Raw genomic sequence first — 20,153 nt, forward strand, 5'->3', positions numbered from 1 at the left:
AGCCCGACCTTACGTGGTTCCTGATCCGCCGCCGACGGCGGCATCGCTCCCGGTGATGTTTTCTCCCCCGTCTTTCTCCTCCGAACCCTCGGGGAGCCGCAATTCCCCCACATCGTTGAGGGTGAGGAGAAAGGGGCGCAAGGGGGTGTAGCGAATGATCGTCACGGAGGCCGGATCAGCCGTTATGCGCTGAAACTGATCGAGGTGGAGGCCGAGAGCGTCGGCGACGATCGCCTTGATCACGTCGCCGTGCGTGCACACCAGGTAGACGCCTTTCTCCCCCAGTCGCTCGTTCCAGTCGCGCACCGCGGCCACCGCGCGGCGCTGGACGTCGGCCATCGCCTCCCCGCCGGGGAAGACGGCCGCGCTGGGGTGGTACTGCACGACCTGCCAGAGCGGCTCCTTGGCCAGCTCCGCCAGGGGGCGTCCGGTCCACTGGCCGTAGCCGCACTCGCCGAACCTGTCGTCGGTCCGCACCTCCAGGCCCCGGTCCTCGGCCACGGCCCGCGCGGTCTCCTGGCAGCGGTCGAGCGGGCTGGAGACGAGGGCGTCCAGGCGCACCGCGGCCAGCCGTTCGGCCAGCGCCTTGGCCTGCGCGCCGCCGGCGTCGCTGAGGTGGACGTCAGGAGTCCAGCCGGCGAGGACGGGACCGGTCAGAGCGGTGAGGCCGTGTCTGGCCAGGAGGACGGTCGCCATGAGACAAGTCTTGCAGGCGTCGATCACGTTTGTTCGCCCGGGCGAGCGGTAGCCTGGCCGGATTCCCTGCCCTGATCGACAGATGGGAGCGCCGGAGCTTCATGGAACAACGCTATGTCGGTCGGAGCGGCCTTTCGGTGTCCCGTCTGGGCCTCGGCACGATGACCTGGGGCAGGGACACCGACGCCGAGGAGGCCGCGGCGCAGCTGCGCGCCTTCGCCGAGGCGGGCGGCAACCTGATCGACACGGCCGACGTCTACACCGGCGGCGACGCCGAGCGGCTGCTCGGGCGGCTGCTCAGGGACGCGGTGCCGCGTTCGGAGCTGGTCGTCTCCACCAAGGCCGTGCTCACCCCCGCCGGGCGGCGACCGCGCGACGCCTCGCGGCGCCATCTCATCGCCGCCGTCGACGCCTCGCTGGCCCGGCTCGGCCTCGACTACGTCGACCTGTGGCAGCTGCACACCTACGACCCCGAGGTGCCGCTGGAGGAGACGCTGGGCGCCCTCGACGCGATCGTCTCCTCCGGCAGGGCGGTCTACGCAGGCGTGTGCGACTACTCCGGCTGGCAGCTGGCCGCGGCGGCGGTGACGCAGCGCGCGACGCCCGGCCGGATCCCGATCACCGCCGCGCAGGTGGAGTACTCCCTGCTGGCCCGCGACCCCGAGCGGGAGGTCCTGCCCGCGGCTGAGCACGTGGGCGCCGGGGTGCTGGCCTGGTCGCCGCTGGGCAGAGGGGTGCTGACCGGCAAGTACCGCACCGGCATCCCCGCCGACTCCCGCGCCGCCACCCCGCACTTCGCCGACTTCGTCCGCCCCTACCTCGACGAGCGCTGCCGCAGGGTGGTCGAGTCGGTCACCACCGCCGCCGAGGGGCTCGGCGTCTCCCCCCTGGCGGTGGCCCTGTCGTGGGTGCGTGACCAGCCGGGCGTCTCGTCGGCGATCGTCGGCGCCCGCACCCACACCCAGCTGAAAGGCATCCTTCAGGCGGAGGACGTGGAGCTGCCCCGCGAGATCCGCGAGGCGCTGGACGACGTCTCCTCCCTCGACTGACGGCTCCGCCCGCGCGGCCGTGCGGGACATGCGCCGAGACGATCAACGTGAGTAGGCTGGGCCTGTCTTTCGCGCGTCCGGGTTCGTCGCGTATCCGGGCAGCCGAACGAGAGTCACCCTCGCGTATCACTAGTCGATATCGAATCGTAACTTTGCGTGGAAAACGGCTTCGCCTCAACAAAGCTGTCCATCGGGAGAACGACACAGGAGGGGTAGATGGGCGCAGGACGCCACAGAACCACGGTCTCGGCCGGCCTCCTCGCGCTGGCGCTGGCCGCGCTTCCGATCGGCGCCGGCTCCGCGCAGGCCCAGGCGCGCGACTGCGAGCGCGGCGGCGGGTTGCTGTCCGGCGTGACCAGCGGGGTGTGCGACCTGGTCGACGGGGTGACCGACGTGGTCGACGGCGTCACGGGCAACTCGCTGTCGCCGGTGACCGAGACCGTCGACAGGACGACGGACACCGTCCTCGCCCCGGTGGGCGAGGTGGCGCCCACCTCCAAGCCCGCTCCCACCTCCACCTCCACCCGCTCCCCCGGCACCCCGCCCGAGGAGCCCGACGGGCAGCGGCCCGGCCGCGGCGACGACCTGGTCTCCAGCACCCTGGAGGAGGTCTGCCTGCCGGTGCTGGCCTGCGAGGGTGAGGGCGCGCTGAGCCCCGTCGAACGGCCCGCGACCGAGCCGCCCGCCTCCGCCGAGCCCGCCGCGAGCCCTTCGCCCTCCCCCAGCGCCACGCCTGCCAGGCGGCGCAAGGACGCCGTGACGCCGCCCACCGCGGCAGCGGTGCCGCCCATGAGCAGGCCGCAGCTCAGGACCACCCGTGAGGTCGTGCCGCCCGAGCCCGCGCCCGTCGACCCCGACGACCCGCGGGTGGAGCTGCTGTGGCCGGGGCCCTTCTCCGAGAAGCTGTCCGACCGCATCGGCGGCCAGGTGGTCCGGCCGAGCGAGCCCGAGTCCGACGTGCTCGGCACCACGCTGACCGCGGTGCTGCTGGCCTCGGCGGTGCTGGCGGCCAGGGTGATGCAGTCGCGGCGGGGCCGCGAGGAGCGTCCCGAGTCGATCCCGTTCGAGCCGATGCGCGTCGGCGGCGGGCGCCACCGCCTGGCCTGACCCGGGGTCGGCGCCCTCCGGCGGGTGCCGTGGCCGCCCCGGGCCGCTCGCGGTGCCGGCGGAGCTAGGCGCCCATGGCGTGGACGCCGCCGTCGACGTGGACGATCTCGCCGGTGGTGGCGGGGAACCAGTCGGACATCAGCGCCACGCACGCCTTGGCGGCCGCCTCGGTGTCGGCCAGGTCCCAGCCGAGCGGCGCCTTCTCCGGCCAGCTGTCCTCGAACTCCTTGAAGCCGGGGATCGACTTGGCGGCCATCGTGCGCAGCGGGCCGGCGGCCACGAGGTTGACCCTGATGCCCTGCTTGCCGAGGTCGCGGGCCAGGTAGCGGTTGGCCGACTCCAGGCCCGCCTTGGCCACGCCCATCCAGTCGTAGACGGGCCACGCCTTGGTGGCGTCGAAGTCGAGTCCGACGACGGCGCCGCCCTCCTTCATCAACGGCAGGCAGGCGACCGCGAGCGACTTGTAGGAGTAGGTGGAGATGTGGAGGGCCGTGGAGACGTCCTCCCACGTGGTGTTGAGGAAGTTGCCGCCGAGCGCGGTCTGCGGGGCGAAGCCGATGGAGTGGACGACGCCGTCGAGGCCGTCGACGTGCTCGCCGACGCGGGCGGCCAGGGTGTCGAGGTGCTCGTCGTTCTGGACGTCGAGCTCGATCACCGGCGGCGTCTGCGGGAGCCGCTTGGCGATGCGCTCGACGAGCGACAGGCGGCCGAAGCCGGTCAGCACGACCGTGGCGCCCTGCTCCTGGGCCAGCTTGGCCACGGAGAAGGCGATGGAGGCGTCGGTGAGGACGCCGGTGACGAGGATGCGCTTGCCTTCGAGGATGCCCATGATCAGTGCCCCATTCCGAGTCCGCCGTCGACGGGGATCACTGCCCCGGTGATGTAGGAGGCGTCGTCGCCGGCCAGGAAGCGGACGACACGCGCGACCTCCGCGGGGGACGCCTGGCGGCCCAGCGGGATGTTCTTGACGATCGCCTCGTGGTCGAGGTCGGCGGTCATGTCGGTCTGGACGAAGCCGGGGGCGACGACGTTGACCGTGATGCCGCGCGAGCCGTACTCGCGGGCGAGGGAGCGGCCGAAGCCGATCAGGCCCGCTTTGGAGGCGGCGTAGTTGGACTGGCCGGCCTGGCCGAGCATCGCGATGACCGAGGAGATGAGGATGATGCGGCCGCGCTTGAGCTTCATCATCGGCCTGATCGCGCGCTTGGCGACGCGGTAGGCGCCGGTGAGGTTGGCGTCGATGACGTCGGTGAAGGTGTCTTCCTTCATCATCGCCAGCAGGGTGTCCTTGGTGATGCCGGCGTTGGAGACGAGCACCTCGACCGGACCCTGCTCGGCCTCCACCTTGGCGAAGGCCGCATCGACATCCTCCGCGCTGGTCACGTCGCAGCGGACGCCGAACAGGCCCTCGGGCGGCTCGCCCGATCGGTAGGTGACCGCGACGTTGTCGCCTGCCGCGGCGAGTTCGCGGGCGATCGCGAGGCCGATGCCGCGATTGCCGCCGGTGACGAGTACAGAGCGTGCCATGGCACCTGACGCTATCTCCTACCGGCCGGTATCCGCTTGTCCGGGTGGCACAAGATCACAGGGCTAGGATCGTTGACATGCGCCAGATCGATCCCGACTTCCTCGCCCTGCCGCTCAGGCAGCTCGCGGACGCCGCGCTCCAGCGCGCCCGCGACCTCGGCGCCTCCCACGCCGACTTCCGGCTCGAGCGCGTGCGCGCCGAGACGCTCGCCCTGTACGACGCCAGGCTCGAAGGGGCCATGGACGCCGACGACCTCGGCTACGCCGTACGGGTGGTCAAGAACGGCACGTGGGGCTTCGCGGCCGGCCTGGTGCTCACGCCCGAGGCGGCCGCCGAGGTGGCCGCGCAGGCCGTGGCGGTGGCCGAGGTGAGCGCCCCGATCAACAGGGAGCCCATCGAGCTGGCGCCCGAGCCGGTCCACGGCGATGTCACCTGGGTCTCCCCTTACGACATCGACCCGTTCTCGGTGCCGCAGAAGGAGAAGGTCGCGCTGCTGGCCGACTGGTCGGCCGGGCTGCTGAAGGGCGCCGACCACGTCAGCGCCCGGCTCCTGCAGGTCAAGGAGCAGAAGTTCTACGCCGACACCGCCGGCACGGTCACCACCCAGCAGCGGGTCAGGGTGCATCCCGAGCTGAACGCCATGAAGGCCGGCCCCGACGGCTTCGACGACATGTCGACGATCGCGCCGCCGGTCGGCCGCGGCTACGAGTACCTGACCGGCGGCTTCTACGACTGGCAGTCGGAGCTGGCCGCCCTTCCCGAGCTGCTGGCCGAGAAGCTGGCCGCGCCGTCGGTCGACGCCGGCGAGTACGACCTGGTGATCCACCCGTCGAACCTGTGGCTGACGATCCACGAGTCGATCGGCCACGCCACCGAGCTCGACCGGGCCCTCGGCTACGAGGCGGCCTACGCCGGCACCAGCTTCGCCACCTTCGACCAGCTCGGCTCGCTGGTGTACGGCTCGCCGGTGATGAACGTCACCGGCGACCGGACGGTCGAGCACGGCCTGTCGACGGTCGGCTACGACGACGAGGGGGTGGCCACCCGCGAGTTCGACATCGTCAGGGACGGCATCCTGGTCGGCTACCAGCTCGACCGCAGGATGGCGCTGATGAGGGGCCTCGGGGCGAGCAACGGCTGCGCCTTCGCCGACTCGCCCGGCCACATGCCGATCCAGCGCATGGCCAACGTCTCGCTGCGGCCCGAGCCCGACGGCCCCTCCACCGAGGAGCTGATCGGCCGCGTCGAGCGCGGCCTGTACATCGTCGGCGACAAGAGCTGGTCGATCGACATGCAGCGCTACAACTTCCAGTTCACCGGCCAGCGGGCCTTCCGCATCGAGCACGGCGCCGTCGTGGGCCAGGTCCGCGACTTCGCCTACCAGGCGACCACGACCGACTTCTGGGGCTCGATGGAGGCCGTGGGCGGGCCGCAGACCTACGTGCTCGGCGGCGCCTTCAACTGCGGCAAGGGCCAGCCGGGCCAGGTCGCCCCGGTCAGCCACGGCTGTCCCTCGGCGCTGTTCCGCCATGTCAGGATCCTCAACACCGTCCAGGAGGGTGGAAAGTGACGTCTCCTCAGGAAATGGTCGAGAGGGCGCTGGAGCTCTCCCAGGCCGACGACTGCGTCGTCATCGCGGACGAGGGGTCGACGGCCAACCTGCGTTTCGCGGGCAACACGCTGACCACCAACGGCGTGGCCAGGTCCGCCCAGCTGACCGTGATCTCGATCGTGGACGGGCGCGTCGGCGTGCTGTCGCGCGCGGCCGTACGGCCCGAGCAGCTGGCCGAGGTCGTGGCGGCGGCCGACGCGGCGGCGCGCGAGGCCCAGCCCGCCGAGGACGCCAGGCCGCTGGTCGAGGGCGCGGCGACGAGCGCCACCTGGGCCGACCCGGTACGGCCCACCTCGATCGGCGTGTTCGGCGACTTCGCGCCCGCGCTCGGCGAGACGTTCACCGCGGCCGAGGCGGGCGGCAGGAAGCTGTACGGCTTCGCCGAGCACACCCTGACCTCCACCTTCCTCGGCTCCTCCACGGGGCTGCGGCTGCGCCACGACCAGCCGACGGGCCGCCTGGAGCTGAACGCCAAGTCGGCCGACCTCAAGCGCTCGGCCTGGTCGGGGGTCGCCACCCGCGACTTCTCCGACGTCGACGTGGCCGGGCTCGACTCCTCGCTGGCCCAGCGCCTGGAGTGGGCCAAGAACAGGATCGACCTGCCGGCGGGCCGCTACGAGACACTGCTGCCGCCGAGCGCGGTCGCCGACCTGATGATCTACCTGCTGTGGTCGTCGGGCGCCCGCGACGCCCTCGACGGCCGCACCGTCTTCTCCAGGCCGGGCGGCGGCACCCGCGTCGGCGAGCGGCTGTCGCCGCTGCCGGTCACGCTCACCAGCGATCCTCTCGCGCCGGGCATCGAGTGCGCGCCGTTCGTCACCGCCCACGCCTCCAGCCGCCGCAGCTCGGTCTTCGACAACGGCCTGCCGCTGGCGGCCACCGACTGGGTGAAGGACGGCACGCTGTCGGCGCTGCTGCAGACCCGCCACTCGGCCGAGCTGAGCGGCCTGCCCGTGACGCCCGCGGTCGACAACCTGATCATGCGCGGCGGCGACGGCGGCCGGACGCTGGAGGAGATGATCGCCTCCACCGCGCGCGGGCTGCTGGTGACCTGCCTGTGGTACATCCGCGAGGTCGACCCGCAGACGCTGCTGCTGACCGGGCTCACCCGCGACGGCGTCTACCTGGTCGAGCACGGCGAGGTCGTCGGCGAGGTGAACAACTTCAGGTTCAACGAGAGCCCGGTCGACCTGCTCGGCCGCGTGAGCGAGATCGGCGAGAGCCGGCAGACGCTGCCGCGCGAGTGGAACGACTACTTCACCCGCGCGATCATGCCGCCGGTGCGGGTGCCCGACTTCAACATGTCGACGGTCAGCCAGGCCAACTGAGCGCCGGCCCGCCCGGAGGGCTCACTCCTGCGGGCGGGCCAGCGACAGCGTGTGCACCTTGCCCCAGCGCTTGCCGGTGACCAGCCTGGCCGTTCCCGCCGCGAGGTCGTAGACGACCGACCAGCGGGTGTGGCCCTGGGCGACGCTCTTGAGCAGCTCGAGGCCGTCGGTCTTGGAGTCGATGGTTCTGGTCAGCCTGGTGTGGCGGTCGTCGGGCGTGCCGCTGACGACGCTCCAGTTGGTCAGCACGCGGTCCTCGACCACGTTCATCCTGCCCTTGCCGTACTCGACGACGGCCGAGTCGCCGCTTTTGTCGACGATCAGGTAGTGCACCTGGGGCCCGCCGGTGAAGTCGACGTTGTAGGTGCGCATCAGGGCCAGCGCCTCCTTCACGGTGGCGGCCCGGTCGAGCAGCACCCGCATGATCCGCACGCTGCCGAGCGTGGGCCGGTCCGGCATGGGAGCGGGCAGCTCGGCGGTGGGCGTGGTGGCCAGGCCCACCGCCAGGCCCTTCTCGTTCATGCCGTCGAAGGGGGCCAGCACCGCGTGGCCGAGCCGCCGCCGCTGGACGGGGTCGGACAGGTCGGGGGCGGCGGACGAGCCGAGCAGGTAGGAGGCGTCGGCGATCGACAGGGAGGCGTAGCCGTCGGGCGGGTCGGCCCGTACGACGATCGCCGGGTTGGGGTCCCAGTCGAAGTTGCGGCCGAACTCGGTGCCGCGCAGGAACAGCGAGCACGCCCAGCCGTCGGCCTTGCGGGCGAGCTCGTCCTCGGTGAGCGGCGCCTCGGCGTCGTAGCCGCCGTCGAAGGTCATCTCGTACATGGGCAGGTCGTCGAGCTGCCTGATGCTGGCGGAGGTGCGGGCGATCTGGTCGGGCGTCTGGCGCAGGACGGGCGAGGACGTGGCCGCCCCCTTCTGCTCGCTCGGGTGCTGGGCGCTCGGTGCGGGGGAGGCGGCCCGGCCGGTCACGGGGACGCTGGAACAGCCCGTCGCCAGCGGTACGGCCAGCGCCAGCGCGGCCAGCAGCGAGCGGGCCCCGCGGCCCCTGTCACGGCCGGCCCTGACGCCGGTGCCCTGGCCGGTCCCGCGGCTGTAGCCGCGGGCGGCTGCCCGGCTGTCGTCGCGGACGGCTCCGTGACCCGCGCCCGGTAACGACCGCGAGCCGATGCGGAGGAGCGGTGCCATCACGTGATCCCTTCGCCGAGCCCTTTTGGTACCGCAGTGTGCCCCGCGAACCCGGCGAAGTCACGCCTCCCACGAAACGGTGACAGAGATCAGGCGTCCTCGAGCCGGAAGCCCACCTTCATGCCCACCTGGTAGTGGGCGATCTCCCCCTGGTCGATGTGTCCGCGGATCTCCGTCACCTCGAACCAGTCGAGGTGACGCAGCGTCTGCGAGGCCCTGCGGATGCCGTTGCGGATGGCGTCATCGAGGCTCTCCCCCGACGTGCCGACTATCTCGGTCACCCGATACGTTCGATCCGACATAGCTGCTCCTCCCTTACCTGAAAGCCATGATCGCATGACCAGCCGTACCGTTCATGGGGCTCATCGCGCCGGCGCCGTCCGAGGTCTACGGTGGAAGGTGTGAAGCGCTGGCGCCGCCAGAAGGACGTGCACAGGGTGACCGACGCCCGGCCGTCCCTGAGTGCGGACATCCACCGCCGGGAAAAGATCTACCTCATCCAGATGGGCATCCGGACGATCTGCCTGATCCTGGCGGTCGTGGTTCCTGTCCCGTGGCCGTACCGGCTGCTGTTCATCGCCGGGGCCGTCTTTTTGCCATACATAGCGGTTATAGGTGCCAATGAGCGGGGAAGAGATGCGCCGCCTCCGACCTTTTCCAACCCCTCCCATGACCAAGGCGAGATACCGCATCACCGACGCGAGATCGGGTCGTGACTAAGTCTTGACGCATCCCACGGGTAGTAGGTGTACGCTTTAGCCAAGCGCTCCGGTCCCCCGTCGGAGTGCTGGTGCCGGCGTTCCGGGCCCCCGTCGGAACGCCGATGAAGCGATGCCGGGTGGTTTGCCCCCGTAACCACCCGGCATCGCCCTTTTCTCCCCCAATTTCGTTGCGGCCCGCCGGTTGGATAGGCCTGCTTTCCCAAAATCGTTTGCCGGCGGGTTCACAGCAAATCTTCAGCTTGACCGGGATCTTCAGTCGTCGGTCAAGGTCTCTGTCGTGGCGCGTTCCCAGTTACGGGCCAGCGTCGTGATCCGTTCGACGGCGTCTTCCGGCGCGGTGCCCATGCCCTGGGCGAGGCCGAGCAGGTAGGCGGTGAGCGGGGCGGCGGGGCGGGCGACGCCGTGGGCGACCTCCTTGGTCAGCTCCAGGACGAGGTCCCTGTCGACCCGGGAAGGGTCGACGCCCAGTTCCTTGCAGGCCAGTGCGGTCCACTCGGCCAACACGTTCATCTGTGCCACCTTTCGAAGATCGTCCAATGTGTCGCAGTCGAGCCACGGGGTTCCCGGCAGGCGCAGCCGTACCGGGTCGAGGGGGGCCAGCAGGCCGTGCAGGGAGCGGCCCTCGTAGGCGGCGAGCGCCGCGCGCAGCGGCGCGGTGCGCCACGCCCCGGCCAGCCACTGCTCGCGCCCCTCGTCGTCGACCAGCACCGCGCCCACCCTCTGCCCGCCCGGCACGCGCCCCGGATCCGGAGCGGCGGGGGCGCGGTCGGGGGCGGCGGCCTGGAGGAGGGCGGTCACGCAGGCGGGCTCCATGAGCGGCAGGTCACCGGCCAGCAGCACCACCCACGGGGCCGCCACCAGGTCGAGGCCCGCCCGCAGCGCCGGCACAGGGCCGCCGCCCTCGGGCTCCTCGCGGGTGAACAGCACGCCGGGCAGATCGCGCGGCGGGCCCACCACCACGACGCGCTCCGCCTCCGGCACGGCGGCGGCGACCCGTTCGAGCAGCGTCCTGCCGCCGAGCCGCAGGCCCGGCTTGTCCCTGCCGCCCATCCGGCGCGCCGCGCCGCCCGCGAGAATGATCGCGTCATGCCCCATGTGCACACCGTACGGCGTCCGCCGGGGTGATCACACGGTCCCCGCCGGGGACCGTCAGGCGAAGGCCGCGTGGCCGGTCAGCGCCTTGCCCAGGACGAGGGAGTGGATCTCCGAGGTGCCCTCGTAGGTGAGCACCGACTCCAGGTTCACCGCGTGCCGGATCACCGGGTACTCCAGGGTGATGCCGCTGGCCCCCAGGATGGTCCGGCACGTCCTGGCGATCTCCAGCGCCTCGCGCACGTTGTTGAGCTTGCCCGCGCTCACCTGCTCGGGGGTGATCGTGCCCGCCTCCTTCAGCCGTCCGAGGTGGACGGCGAGCAGCAGCCCCTTGCCGAGCTCGAGGGCCATGTCGGCGAGCTTGTCCTGGGTGAGCTGGAAGGCGGCCAGCGGCCTGGCGAAGACCTCCCGCTCGCCCGCGTAGGCCAGCGCCGTCTCCAGGCAGTCGAGCGCCGCGCCCATCGCGCCGAACACGATGCCGAACCTGGCCTCGTTCAGGCACCGCAGCGGTCCCGACAGGCCGCGGGCGCCCGGCAGCACGGCCTCGCGCGGCAGCCGTACCTCGTCGAGGACCAGTTCGCTGGTGACGCTCGCGCGCAGGGACACCTTGTGCTTCAGGTCCCTGGTGGTGAAGCCGGGCGTGCCGGCGGGGACGAGGAAGCCGCGGATGCCCTCCTCGGTCTGCGCCCACACGACGGCCACGTCGGCGACCGAGCCGTTGGTGATCCACATCTTGGTGCCGTTCAGCACCCAGTCGCCGCCGTCGCGCCTGGCGCCGGCGCGCATGCGGGCCGGGTCGGAGCCGAAGTCGGGCTCGGTCAGGCCGAAGCAGCCGATACGCTCGCCCGCCGCCATGGCGGGCAGCCACGCGTTCTTCTGCTCCTCGCTGCCGTAGCGCCAGATGGCGTACATGGCGAGGGAGCCCTGGACCGACACCAGGCTGCGCAGGCCGGAGTCGGCGGCCTCGAGCTCCAGGCAGGCCAGGCCGTAGGAGACCGCGCCGAGACCCGGGCAGCCGTACCCTTCCAGGTGCATGCCGAGCAGCCCCAGTCCGCCGAACGTGCGGGCCAGCTCGCGCGCGGGGATGGCGCCGTCCTCGAACCACTGGGTCAGGTGCGGGCGCAGCTCGCGGTCGCACAGGCGGCGGACCGTGCTCCTGATCTCGCGCTCCTCCTCGGTCAGCAGTCCGTCGACGGCGAACAGGGCGGTGGGGTGCATGGCGGAGCCTCCAGATTGGATCCAATATTGAATATCCAACATGGCACAGCATAGGCTGCCCTGCCTATGGAGACTTCAGGAGCGCTGTCCGGACTGCTGGTGGCCGACTTCAGCAGGGTGCTGGCCGGCCCGTACGCCACGATGCTGCTCGGCGACATGGGCGCCGACGTGGTGAAGGTGGAGCGGCCCGAGGGCGGCGACGACACCAGGGCATGGGGCCCGCCGTACGCCGACGGGCAGGCGACCTACTTCCTCGGCGTCAACCGCAACAAGCGCTCGATCGCCCTCGACCTGCGCGACGCGGACGACCTGGAGGTGGCGCGGGCGCTGGTGGCCAGGGCGGACGTGCTGGTGGAGAACTTCAGGCCGGGCACGATGGAGCGCATGGGGCTGGGCTACGAGGCGGTCCGCGAGCTCAACCCCGGCCTGGTCTACTGCTCGGTCACCGGGTTCGGCGCGGGCAAGGGGGCCGACCTGCCCGGCTACGACCTGGTCGTCCAGGCGGTCGGCGGGCTGATGAGCGTGACGGGCGAGCCCGAGGGCCAGGGCACCAAGACCGGCGTCGCGCTGGTCGACGTGATCACCGGGCTGCACGCGGCCTTCGGGATCCTGGCCGCGCTGCGCCACAGGGACCGGACGGCGCAGGGCCAGCGCGTCGAGGTGACGCTGCTGACCTCGCTGCTGTCGGCGCTGGCCAACCACGCCTCGGCCTACGCCGCGGCGGGCGTGGTGCCGCACGCGATGGGCAACAGGCATCCCAGCATCGTGCCGTACGAGGTGTTCGAGGCCGCCGACCGGCCGATCGTCATCGCCGCCGGCAACGACCGGCAGTTCCGCGCGCTGTGCGCGGTGCTCGGCCGCGACGACCTGGCCGCCGACGCCCGCTACGCCACCAACGACGCCCGGGTGCGGGCCCGTGACCTTCTGGTGCCCGAACTGTCGGCGGCGCTGGCCGGGCGGAGCGCCGACGAGTGGTTCGCGGCGCTCACCGCGGCGGGCGTGCCGTGCGGGCCCATCAACGACGTGGCCGGCGCCTTCGAGCTGGCCGCCTCGCTCGGGTTCGAGCCGGTGGTCGACGGGCAGGTGGCCAACCCGGTGGGACTCGGGGCCACGCCCGCCGCCTACCGGCTGCGGCCGCCCGCGCTCGGGCAGGACTCCGACTGGGTCCGTGAGATATTGGGGCGATGAGCCCGCTCGAGGAAGAACGCCGCCGGCCGCCCACGGCCCAGCAGTTCGTGCTCGGCGAGCTCCGCAGGGCCATCACCACGGGCAGGCTGCGCCCCGGCAGCCCGATCAGGCAGGACGCGCTGGCCGAGGAGTTCGACGTCAGCAGGGTGCCGCTGCGGGAGGCGCTGAAGACGCTCCACGGCGAGGGCCTGGTCACCTACCAGGCGCATCGCGGCTACTTCGTCGAGACGCTCTCGCTCGACGACCTGCGCGAGGTCTACCGCATCAGGGAACTGCTGGAGGAGGAGGCGGTACGGCGGGCCGTCCCCCGCCTGACCGCCGGCGATCTGGCGCGGCTCGAACGGGCGCAGGACGAGGTGGAGCGGGCCGCCGCCGCGGGCGAGGTGCAGGAGATGGCGGCGGCCAACAGGGTCTTCCATCTGACGCTCTTCGAGTGCGCCGGGATGCCCCGGCTGGTGCGGCTGATCAGGACGCTGTGGGACACCACCGACGCCTACCGGTCGATGTACTACGGCGACGGGGGCAACAGGGAGCGGGTCGTGAGCGAGCACCGCGCGGTGCTCGGCGCGCTGCGGGCCGCCGACGCCGACACCGCGGTGCGCCTGCTCGACGAGCACCGCGCGCACGCGGTCGCCGCCCTGTCGGCGGTCCTCGACGGCTGACACCGGCGGCGACTCCTACCGGCGGCTGATCAGCCTCCGATGGCCGACATCGGCCTGACCGGCTGCAGGAACGACGGGTCGTCGATGCCGTGGCCGGCGCGCTTGCCGCGGACCGCGGCGATCCAGCGCTCGGCCAGTTCCTCGTCGGTGGCGCCGTCGCGCAGCGCCGCCTTGAGGTCGGACTCCTCCCTGGCGAACAGGCAGTTGCGGATCTGGCCGTCGGCGGTCAGCCGTACCCTGTCGCAGGCTCCGCAGAACGGGCGCGTCACCGAGCCGATCACGCCCACCCGCGCCGGGCCGCCGTCGACGAGGAAGCGTTCGGCGGGCGCGCTGCCCCGCTCCTCCAGGTCGTCGGGGCACAGGTCGAAGTCGGCGGCGAGCAGGGCGAGGATCTCGTCGGCCGTGACCATGTCGGCCCGGCTCCAGCCGTGCTGGGCATCCAGCGGCATCTGCTCGATGAAGCGCAGTTCGTAGCCGCGCTCGAGGCAGAAGCGCAGCAGCGGCACGGCCTCGTGCTCGTTGACGCCGCGCATGAGCACCGTGTTGACCTTGACCGGCCGCAGCCCCGCCCGCTCGGCCGCCTCGAGGCCCGCGATGACGTCCGCGAACCTGTCGCGATGGGCCAGGCGCTTGAACGTCTCGCGGTCGAGGGTGTCGAGGGAGACGTTGACCCGGTCGAGGCCCACCTCGGCCAGCGGGGTGGCGAGCCTGGCCAGGCCGATGCCGTTCGTGGTGACGGAGATCTGCGGCCTGGGCGCCAGCGCCGAGGTGCGGGCGACGATGTCGACCAGCTCGCGGCGCAGCAGCGGCTCTCCCCCCGTGTAGCGCACCTCGGTGATGCCGAGGCGTTCGACCCCGATGGTGACCAGGCGGACGATCTCGTCGGCGGTCAGCAACTGGGCGTTGGGCATCCAGTCGAGGCCTTCGGGCGGCATGCAGTAGGAGCAGCGCAGGTTGCACTTGTCCGTGAGGGACACCCGAAGGTCGGTCGCCACCCGGCCGAACGAGTCCTTCAGCACTGGGCGGTCACCTCCTAGCTCATCGAGGGGAACACGTGTTCAGCCTATTCCATGGCGCCACGTGGAACCGAGCCCGCCCCGTCCGTGCGTCGGCCATGACCCCGGGTACGGCCGGCTCGGCCATGCGGTTTCGGGCGTACCCGCACCGGTGCCGAATATCGTCGGCGGAGTGAGCGTCGGCGAAAAGATAAAATGAGTGGGATTTCCTTTCTGGTCACGCCACACTGATCAAGAACCAGTAAGGAGATTGTTCTCATGTCGCCGAACCAGCCCGCACCCAACCTGCTGTCGTGGGCCAGCGAGATCGACGAAGGCGCGATCATGCAGGCCGCTCGTGCCGCTCGCCTGCCAATCGTCTCCGGCCACGTCGCTCTCATGCCGGACGCCCATGTCGGCATCGGTGCGACCGTCGGCTCGGTGATCCCCACCAAGAACGCGATCATCCCGGCGGCCGTCGGCGTGGACATCGGCTGCGGCATGGTGGCCACGGAGACGACGCTCACCGCCGCCGACCTGCCCGACACCCTGGCCGCGCTGATGCCGATGGTGGAGCGCCGCATCCCCGCCGGCGTCGGCAAGGGCCACGACGACCCGTCAGTGGACCTTGCCCTCGGCGACCTCGGCCTGCCCCACACCGACCTCGACCAGCGGCTGACCAAGAAGGTGTCCGACCAGTTCGGGACCCTCGGCTCCGGCAACCACTTCGTCGAGGTCTGCCTCGACGAGCGTGACCGGGTCTGGACGGTGCTGCACTCGGGCTCGCGTGGCATCGGCAACCAGCTGGCCACGATGCACATCGTGGGCGCCAAGAAGCTGATGAAGAAGCAGGAGATCGGCCTGGAGGACCCGGACCTGGCCTACCTGGTCCAGAACACTCCGGAGTTCACCGCCTACATCGAGGACATGCTGTGGGCCCAGCGCTACGCCATGGCCTCGCGCGCCCGGATGGACAAGGTCCTGATCAACGCCCTGTTCAGGGTCGTCGGCATGGGTCAGCGGGTGCGCACGATCAACTGCCACCACAACTTCACCCAGCAGGAGACCCACTACGGCAAGTCGCTGTGGATCACCCGTAAGGGCGCCATCAAGGCCGACAGGGGCGACGAAGGCGTCATCCCCGGCTCGATGGGGACGCGCTCGTACATCGTGCGCGGCCGTGGGAACCCCGAGTCGTACAACTCCTGCTCCCACGGCGCGGGCCGCCGCATGTCGCGCACCAAGGCGAAGCGGGAGCTGTCGGCGGCGTCCCTGACGGCGGCGATGAGCGGCCGCACCTGGAACGCGGACCGGGCCGCCGCGCTGGTGGACGAGCACCCTGACGCCTACAAGTCCATCGACCAGGTGATGGCGGACCAGAAGGATCTGGTGGAGGTGCAGCACACGTTGCGGCAAATCTTCAACTACAAGGGATGACATTCCTGAACGGGACGCCCTCGCCCATTATCGCGGCGGGGGCGTCTTTTCGGCTTTTACGCTGTCGAAATCGAACTTCACGGGAAAGATCTTCTCCTCGCCATGATCACGCATCCCGAGCGCCTGGAGCGTGGGCATCCGTTCCGGCAGTGGAAGACGTGGACGCTGCCCGGCACCCGGCTGACCCTGACCGGCTATTCGCGCGCCAACGACAAGACCTTCTCCAGAGGCCGGACATCCCGGGCAACCCTTTGACCCCGTCCACCTCCGTCGTGGGTCCCGGCCGGGGGCGCGTCGGCGGGGTTCAGGACCCGGGGGCGGCCGAGGTGACCGGTAACGCGACGGGACGGTAGGTCAGCCCGTCGCTCCACTCGACCGCCTCGGCCGGGACCGCCAGCCGCAGCGTGGGACGTTTGACCGCCAGGGCCCGGACCGCCTCGGTGAGCTCCACCCTGGCCAGCGCGGCGGCCAGGCAGCGGTGCGGGCCGTACCCGAAGGCCAGGTGCGGGTGGGGCGGCTGCGCTCCGAAGCGGTGGATGTCGAAGCGCTCCGGGTCGGGGAAGGCGCTCGGGTCGTGGTTGGCGGCGTTGAGGTTCGGCAGCACGACGGAGCCGGCCGGCAGGGTGCCGCAGGACACCTCGACGTCCTTCGTCATCCTGCGCATGAACGCGCTGGCCGGCGGCCCGTCGTAGCGCAGGATCTCCTCGGCCGCGCCGGCCGCCAGGTCCGGCCGGGCGACAAGTTCCTCCCACTGCGCGCGGTGCAGCATGAGGCGGAAGGCGCCGCGGGAGACCATCGAGGCGGTCGTCTCGTGCCCGGCGGTGATCAGCGAGAAGACCGTGTTGACCAGCTCCCCCTCGGTCAGCCGGTCCTCGTCGTCCCTGGCCTGGACGAGCAGGTCGATGAGATCGTCGCCGGGTCGCGCGCGATGCCGGGCGACCAGGTCGGCGGCGTAGGCCATGAACTCGGTGTAGGCGCGGTGGCGGGCCTGCCCGGTCGCCGTGGAGGTGGTGAGGAACATGTCCGTCCACGTCACGAACCGGTCGTAGTCGGCGTGGGGCACGCCGAGCAGCCGGCAGACGACCTGGCCGGGCAGCCGCACGGCGAAGGCGGCCACCAGGTCGAACTCCTCGCCCAGCTCGTCGAGCAGTTCTCCGGCGATCCTCGCGATCCGGGGCCGCCACGGCTCGGTGCGGCGGGGGGTGAAGGCCGCGTGCATGATCCGCCGGTAGCGGGTGTGCTCCGGCGGATCCTGGTTGATCAGCGCGTCCGGGTCGTCGTCGATGCCCATGCCGCTCACCAGCCGAGGCAGCCCCGGCAGGCGCAGGTTGCGGCTGGAGGCAGCCGACCCCAGCAGGGTGCGCACGTCCTCGTACCGCACGGCGACGGGGACCAGGTCGCCGCTGGGCATCGCGGCCGGGTCCAGCGGTCCCTCCGCGCGGCGGCGGGCGAACTCCGGCGGGGGCGTGCCCAGCGGTCCGGGCACGATGTCGGGCCAGGTCTGCCGGTGCGGGTCGGGTTCGGCGGTCATCGCATTCCCTCCGGTCCGGGCGGCGCGAAGGCGGCCCATGCGGAACGTATGCGGGGCGATGCCCACGGTCAACGGCCGAGGCGGGCCAGTTCGTCCGGCGTCAGGGTCAGGTCGGCGGCGGCCGCCGAGTCGAGGATGCTCTCCGGACGGCTGGCGCCCGGGATGGGGATGACGGCGGGGCTGCGGGCCAGTTCCCACGCCAGGCACACCCGCTGCGGCGAGATCCCGCGCTCGGCCGCCACCTCGTTGAAGGCGGCGTGCGCGGCGCCCAGCCCGGCGGCGGCCGAGATGCCGCCGAGGGGCGACCACGGCAGGAACGCCACCCCCAGCTCGGCGCACACGTCGATCTCCGGCTCGCTGGTGCGGAAGCGGGGCGAGTACTCGTTCTGCACGCTCGCCAGCCGTCCGCCGAGGATGTCGTGGGCCTGCCTGATCTGCGCGGGGTCGGCGTTGGAGATGCCCGCCAGGCGGATCTTGCCCTCGTCGAGCAGGTCGCGCAGCGCCCCGATGCTCTCCTCGTACGGCACGGCCGGGTCGGGCCGGTGGTGCTGGTAGAGCCCGATGGCCTCCACACCGAGGGCCTTCAGCGACCGCTCGCACGCCTGGCGCAGGTAGGCGCGGCTGCCGTTCAGGCCCCAGCCGTCGCCGGGTGTGCGGGTGTGGCCGCCCTTGGTGGCCACCAGGACGGCGTCGCGGTCGCCGCTCCACAACGCCAGGGCCTTGGCCACGAGCCGCTCGTTGTGGCCGAGCTCCGCGGTGGTGGGCGCGTACGCGTCGGCGGTGTCGATCAGCGTGACGCCCGCGTCGAGGGCGGCGTGGATGGTCCTGATGGAGCGCGCCTCGTCGGGCATGTGGTCGGCGACCGACATGGGCATGGCGCCCAGGCCGATGGCGCTGACGGTGACGTCGGCGATGGATCGGTTCCTCATGGGCACCATCCTCGCGGCTGGAGTTCGGTCCAGGGCAAGCGCAGGATGGTGATTCATGAGCTTCGACGTGACTCGGGTACGCGCGCTGTACCCCGCTCTCTCCGACGGGCACGCATGGCTGGACGCCGCGGCCGGCACCCAGGTGCCGCGGACGGTGATCGACGCGATCGCGGGCGCCTACCGGGCCGGCATCGGCAACGCGCACGGCGCGTTCGACGCGAGCGCCCGCTCCGACGCGATCGTGGCCGGGGCCCGCGCCGCGGTGGCCGACCTGGTGGGCGGCGAGGCCGGCGGCGTGGTGTTCGGCGCCAACATGACCACGCTGACCTATCGTTTCGCCGCCACGCTCGCCAGAACCTGGGCCGAGGGCGACGAGGTGGTCGTCTCCCGGCTCGACCACGACGCCAACGTGCGCCCGTGGGTGCAGGCGGCCGAGCGCGCGGGCGCCGTGGTGAGGTACGCGGACATCGTGGTGCCGTCGGGCGAGCTGCCCGCCGAGCAGTACCGGCGGCTGGTCACCGAGCGGACCAGGCTGGTGGCGGTGACGGCGGCCAGCAACGTGCTCGGCACGATCCCGGACGTGGCCGAGATCGCCGCCGTCGCCCACGGCGCGGGCGCGCTGGTCTACGTGGACGGCGTGCACGCCACCCCGCACGGTCCCGTCGACATGGCGGCTCTCGGCGCCGACTTCTACGCCACCAGCGCCTACAAGTGGTGCGGCCCCCACGTCGGAGCGGTGGTCGCCGCCCCGTCGCTGCTCGACTCGCTACGGCCGGACAAGCTCGCCTGCTCGCCCGACGAGGTGCCCGCCAGGTTCGAGACGGGCACGCTGCCCTTCGCCGACCTGGCGGGCGTGCGCGCGGCCGTGGAGCACTTGGCCGCCCTCGACCCTGACACCGCGGGCCCGCGCAGAGCGCGGATCCTCGCCTCGATGTCGGCCGTCGCCGCCTACGAGCAGGCCGAGCTCGCCCACCTGCTCAAGGGCCTGGCCGCGCTGCCCCTGGTACGGCTGGTCGGCGCCCCGCGGCGGCGCACCGCCACCGCCTACTTCACCGTGGCGGGCCACTCACCGCGCCGGGTGGCCGAGCACCTGGCCGCGCGGAAGGTCAACGTGTGGGACGGCCACTGTTACGCGTGGGAGCCCACGAAGGCGCTGGGCATCAGGGACACCGGGTCGGCGGTGCGGGCGGGGCTGGTCCACTACAACGACCGGGCGGAGATCGACCGGCTGCTGGAGGCCCTGGACGAGCTGTCCCGCCCGTGATAGCGGGGCGGGAGGAACTTCACCGGCGAGGACACCTGACCGGAAGGGACTCCGCGGGAAAGACAAGAGCCCCGGCCGGGGCCGGGGCTCCTGCGATCACCGGCTAGTGGCCGACGACCTTCACCCAGTCGGTGGCCTCGGCCGGCTCGAGGTACCAGGCGCCCTCGAACACCGCGCGCCACGTGCCCGAGGTCCAGGCGCGCTCGCGCGTGTAGAAGTAGCCGTCGCGCCCGGTCCTGACCGTGTCGACGTGCTCCCAGCGGCCGGAGCCGTCCGGCCTGAACAGGATCTCGATGTTCTTGCCGCCCAGCCGCTTCCAGCCGCCCGCCTGCTTGCAGTGGTCGGCGTGGCGGACCACGACGAAGCCGTCGATGTAGTCCTCCTCGCACTCGACCGAGAGCTTGCCCTCGATCGAGATGCCGCGGCCCTTCCACGCGGGCTCAGGACCGACGTCGAGCGACAGCCTGGTGTGGCCGCCGTCCCAGTCGGGGTCGCGGTCGTAGCCGGGATCGGCGAGCGCGGTGCCCGTGGTCGCGAGCACCGAGGCGCCGAGCGCGGCGGCCACCGCGCCGGCGGCGAGTCGTCGCATCATCTGAACTTCCTCTCCCCG

General features: G+C 71.9%; 21 protein-coding genes. 10 read left to right on the top strand and 11 right to left on the bottom strand.

Annotated elements, in window-relative coordinates:
* Positions 1-9 precede the first annotated feature (9 nt).
* Positions 10-696, bottom strand: a complete 687-nt coding sequence (locus tag ABZX22_RS08925; RefSeq protein ID WP_354907035.1) for a histidine phosphatase family protein — start codon at positions 694-696, stop codon at positions 10-12.
* A gap of 101 nt (positions 697-797) precedes the next feature.
* On the opposite strand from ABZX22_RS08925, the gene ABZX22_RS08930 reads away from it, so the two are divergent.
* Both ABZX22_RS08930 and ABZX22_RS08935 read left to right on the top strand, forming a co-directional pair.
* Positions 798-1,745: an aldo/keto reductase gene (locus ABZX22_RS08930; protein ID WP_354907036.1), complete on the top strand. Its 948-nt coding sequence runs from the start codon at positions 798-800 to the stop codon at positions 1,743-1,745.
* Between the two features lie 216 nt (positions 1,746-1,961).
* Positions 1,962-2,852, top strand: a complete 891-nt coding sequence (locus tag ABZX22_RS08935) for a hypothetical protein (RefSeq protein WP_354907037.1) — start codon at positions 1,962-1,964, stop codon at positions 2,850-2,852.
* Between the two features lie 64 nt (positions 2,853-2,916).
* On the opposite strand, the gene fabI is transcribed toward ABZX22_RS08935, so the two are convergent.
* Both fabI and fabG read right to left on the bottom strand, forming a co-directional pair.
* Positions 2,917-3,681, bottom strand: coding sequence for an enoyl-ACP reductase FabI (gene fabI / locus ABZX22_RS08940; protein WP_354907038.1), 765 nt, complete (start codon positions 3,679-3,681; stop codon positions 2,917-2,919).
* Positions 3,682-3,683: 2 nt separating this feature from the next.
* Entirely contained in the window at positions 3,684-4,379 is a 696-nt protein-coding gene (gene fabG, locus ABZX22_RS08945) for a 3-oxoacyl-ACP reductase FabG (RefSeq protein WP_354907039.1), read from the bottom strand.
* A 77-nt stretch (positions 4,380-4,456) separates the two neighbouring features.
* Between fabG and ABZX22_RS08950 the strand changes: the two genes are divergently transcribed.
* Positions 4,457-5,950 (top strand): TldD/PmbA family protein, encoded by a 1,494-nt coding sequence (locus tag ABZX22_RS08950; RefSeq protein WP_354907040.1) that lies wholly within the window; start codon positions 4,457-4,459, stop codon positions 5,948-5,950.
* A 14-nt stretch (positions 5,951-5,964) separates the two neighbouring features.
* Positions 5,965-7,320, top strand: a complete 1,356-nt coding sequence (locus tag ABZX22_RS08955) for a metallopeptidase TldD-related protein (RefSeq protein ID WP_354907041.1) — start codon at positions 5,965-5,967, stop codon at positions 7,318-7,320.
* 21 nt (positions 7,321-7,341) lie between these two features.
* Here the strand turns inward: ABZX22_RS08955 and ABZX22_RS08960 are convergent, their stop codons facing one another.
* Both ABZX22_RS08960 and ABZX22_RS08965 read right to left on the bottom strand, forming a co-directional pair.
* Complete coding sequence (locus ABZX22_RS08960; protein WP_354907042.1) at positions 7,342-8,505, bottom strand: linear amide C-N hydrolase; 1,164 nt, start codon at positions 8,503-8,505, stop codon at positions 7,342-7,344.
* An 89-nt stretch (positions 8,506-8,594) separates the two neighbouring features.
* Complete coding sequence (locus tag ABZX22_RS08965) at positions 8,595-8,807, bottom strand: dodecin (protein WP_354907043.1); 213 nt, start codon at positions 8,805-8,807, stop codon at positions 8,595-8,597.
* A gap of 99 nt (positions 8,808-8,906) precedes the next feature.
* Here ABZX22_RS08965 and ABZX22_RS08970 point away from each other — a divergent pair, with 99 nt between their 5' ends.
* Positions 8,907-9,221, top strand: coding sequence for a DUF3099 domain-containing protein (locus ABZX22_RS08970; RefSeq protein ID WP_354907044.1), 315 nt, complete (start codon positions 8,907-8,909; stop codon positions 9,219-9,221).
* A gap of 258 nt (positions 9,222-9,479) precedes the next feature.
* Here ABZX22_RS08970 and ABZX22_RS08975 read toward each other — a convergent pair whose 3' ends face one another.
* Both ABZX22_RS08975 and ABZX22_RS08980 read right to left on the bottom strand, forming a co-directional pair.
* Positions 9,480-10,322 carry an NTP transferase domain-containing protein gene (locus ABZX22_RS08975; protein ID WP_354907045.1) on the bottom strand — a complete coding sequence of 281 codons (843 nt, stop codon included), beginning with the start codon at positions 10,320-10,322 and terminating at the stop codon, positions 9,480-9,482.
* Between the two features lie 54 nt (positions 10,323-10,376).
* Positions 10,377-11,537: an acyl-CoA dehydrogenase family protein gene (locus tag ABZX22_RS08980; protein WP_354907046.1), complete on the bottom strand. Its 1,161-nt coding sequence runs from the start codon at positions 11,535-11,537 to the stop codon at positions 10,377-10,379.
* A gap of 66 nt (positions 11,538-11,603) precedes the next feature.
* On the opposite strand from ABZX22_RS08980, the gene ABZX22_RS08985 reads away from it, so the two are divergent.
* Both ABZX22_RS08985 and ABZX22_RS08990 read left to right on the top strand, forming a co-directional pair.
* Positions 11,604-12,725: a CoA transferase gene (locus ABZX22_RS08985; protein ID WP_354907047.1), complete on the top strand. Its 1,122-nt coding sequence runs from the start codon at positions 11,604-11,606 to the stop codon at positions 12,723-12,725.
* Positions 12,722-13,387, top strand: a complete 666-nt coding sequence (locus tag ABZX22_RS08990) for a GntR family transcriptional regulator (RefSeq protein WP_354907048.1) — start codon at positions 12,722-12,724, stop codon at positions 13,385-13,387. Before ABZX22_RS08985 ends, ABZX22_RS08990 begins: the two co-directional genes overlap by 4 nt.
* A 29-nt stretch (positions 13,388-13,416) precedes the next feature.
* Here ABZX22_RS08990 and moaA read toward each other — a convergent pair whose 3' ends face one another.
* The gene (gene moaA, locus ABZX22_RS08995; RefSeq protein WP_354907049.1) at positions 13,417-14,406 is read right to left on the bottom strand and encodes a GTP 3',8-cyclase MoaA; all 990 of its coding nucleotides are present in this window, start codon (positions 14,404-14,406) and stop codon (positions 13,417-13,419) included.
* A gap of 255 nt (positions 14,407-14,661) precedes the next feature.
* Between moaA and ABZX22_RS09000 the strand changes: the two genes are divergently transcribed.
* Together ABZX22_RS09000 and ABZX22_RS09005 are read left to right on the top strand one after the other, a co-directional pair.
* Positions 14,662-15,819, top strand: a complete 1,158-nt coding sequence (locus ABZX22_RS09000; RefSeq protein ID WP_354907050.1) for an RtcB family protein — start codon at positions 14,662-14,664, stop codon at positions 15,817-15,819.
* Between the two features lie 102 nt (positions 15,820-15,921).
* A complete protein-coding gene (locus ABZX22_RS09005; protein ID WP_354907051.1) occupies positions 15,922-16,074 on the top strand; it encodes a hypothetical protein in 153 nt (50 codons plus the stop codon).
* A gap of 49 nt (positions 16,075-16,123) precedes the next feature.
* Here ABZX22_RS09005 and ABZX22_RS09010 read toward each other — a convergent pair whose 3' ends face one another.
* Together ABZX22_RS09010 and ABZX22_RS09015 are read right to left on the bottom strand one after the other, a co-directional pair.
* Positions 16,124-17,350, bottom strand: coding sequence for a cytochrome P450 (locus ABZX22_RS09010; protein WP_354907052.1), 1,227 nt, complete (start codon positions 17,348-17,350; stop codon positions 16,124-16,126).
* A gap of 68 nt (positions 17,351-17,418) precedes the next feature.
* Positions 17,419-18,279 carry an aldo/keto reductase gene (locus ABZX22_RS09015; RefSeq protein WP_354907053.1) on the bottom strand — a complete coding sequence of 287 codons (861 nt, stop codon included), beginning with the start codon at positions 18,277-18,279 and terminating at the stop codon, positions 17,419-17,421.
* Between the two features lie 55 nt (positions 18,280-18,334).
* On the opposite strand from ABZX22_RS09015, the gene ABZX22_RS09020 reads away from it, so the two are divergent.
* On the top strand, positions 18,335-19,543 hold the full coding sequence (locus ABZX22_RS09020; RefSeq protein WP_354907054.1) for a cysteine desulfurase-like protein: 1,209 nt from the start codon (positions 18,335-18,337) through the stop codon (positions 19,541-19,543).
* A gap of 103 nt (positions 19,544-19,646) precedes the next feature.
* Here ABZX22_RS09020 and ABZX22_RS09025 read toward each other — a convergent pair whose 3' ends face one another.
* Positions 19,647-20,135, bottom strand: coding sequence for a hypothetical protein (locus ABZX22_RS09025; RefSeq protein WP_354907055.1), 489 nt, complete (start codon positions 20,133-20,135; stop codon positions 19,647-19,649).
* Positions 20,136-20,153 lie beyond the last annotated feature (18 nt).

This window comes from Nonomuraea sp. NPDC003804 (genome assembly GCF_040610675.1).
GTDB lineage: Bacteria > Actinomycetota > Actinomycetes > Streptosporangiales > Streptosporangiaceae > Nonomuraea.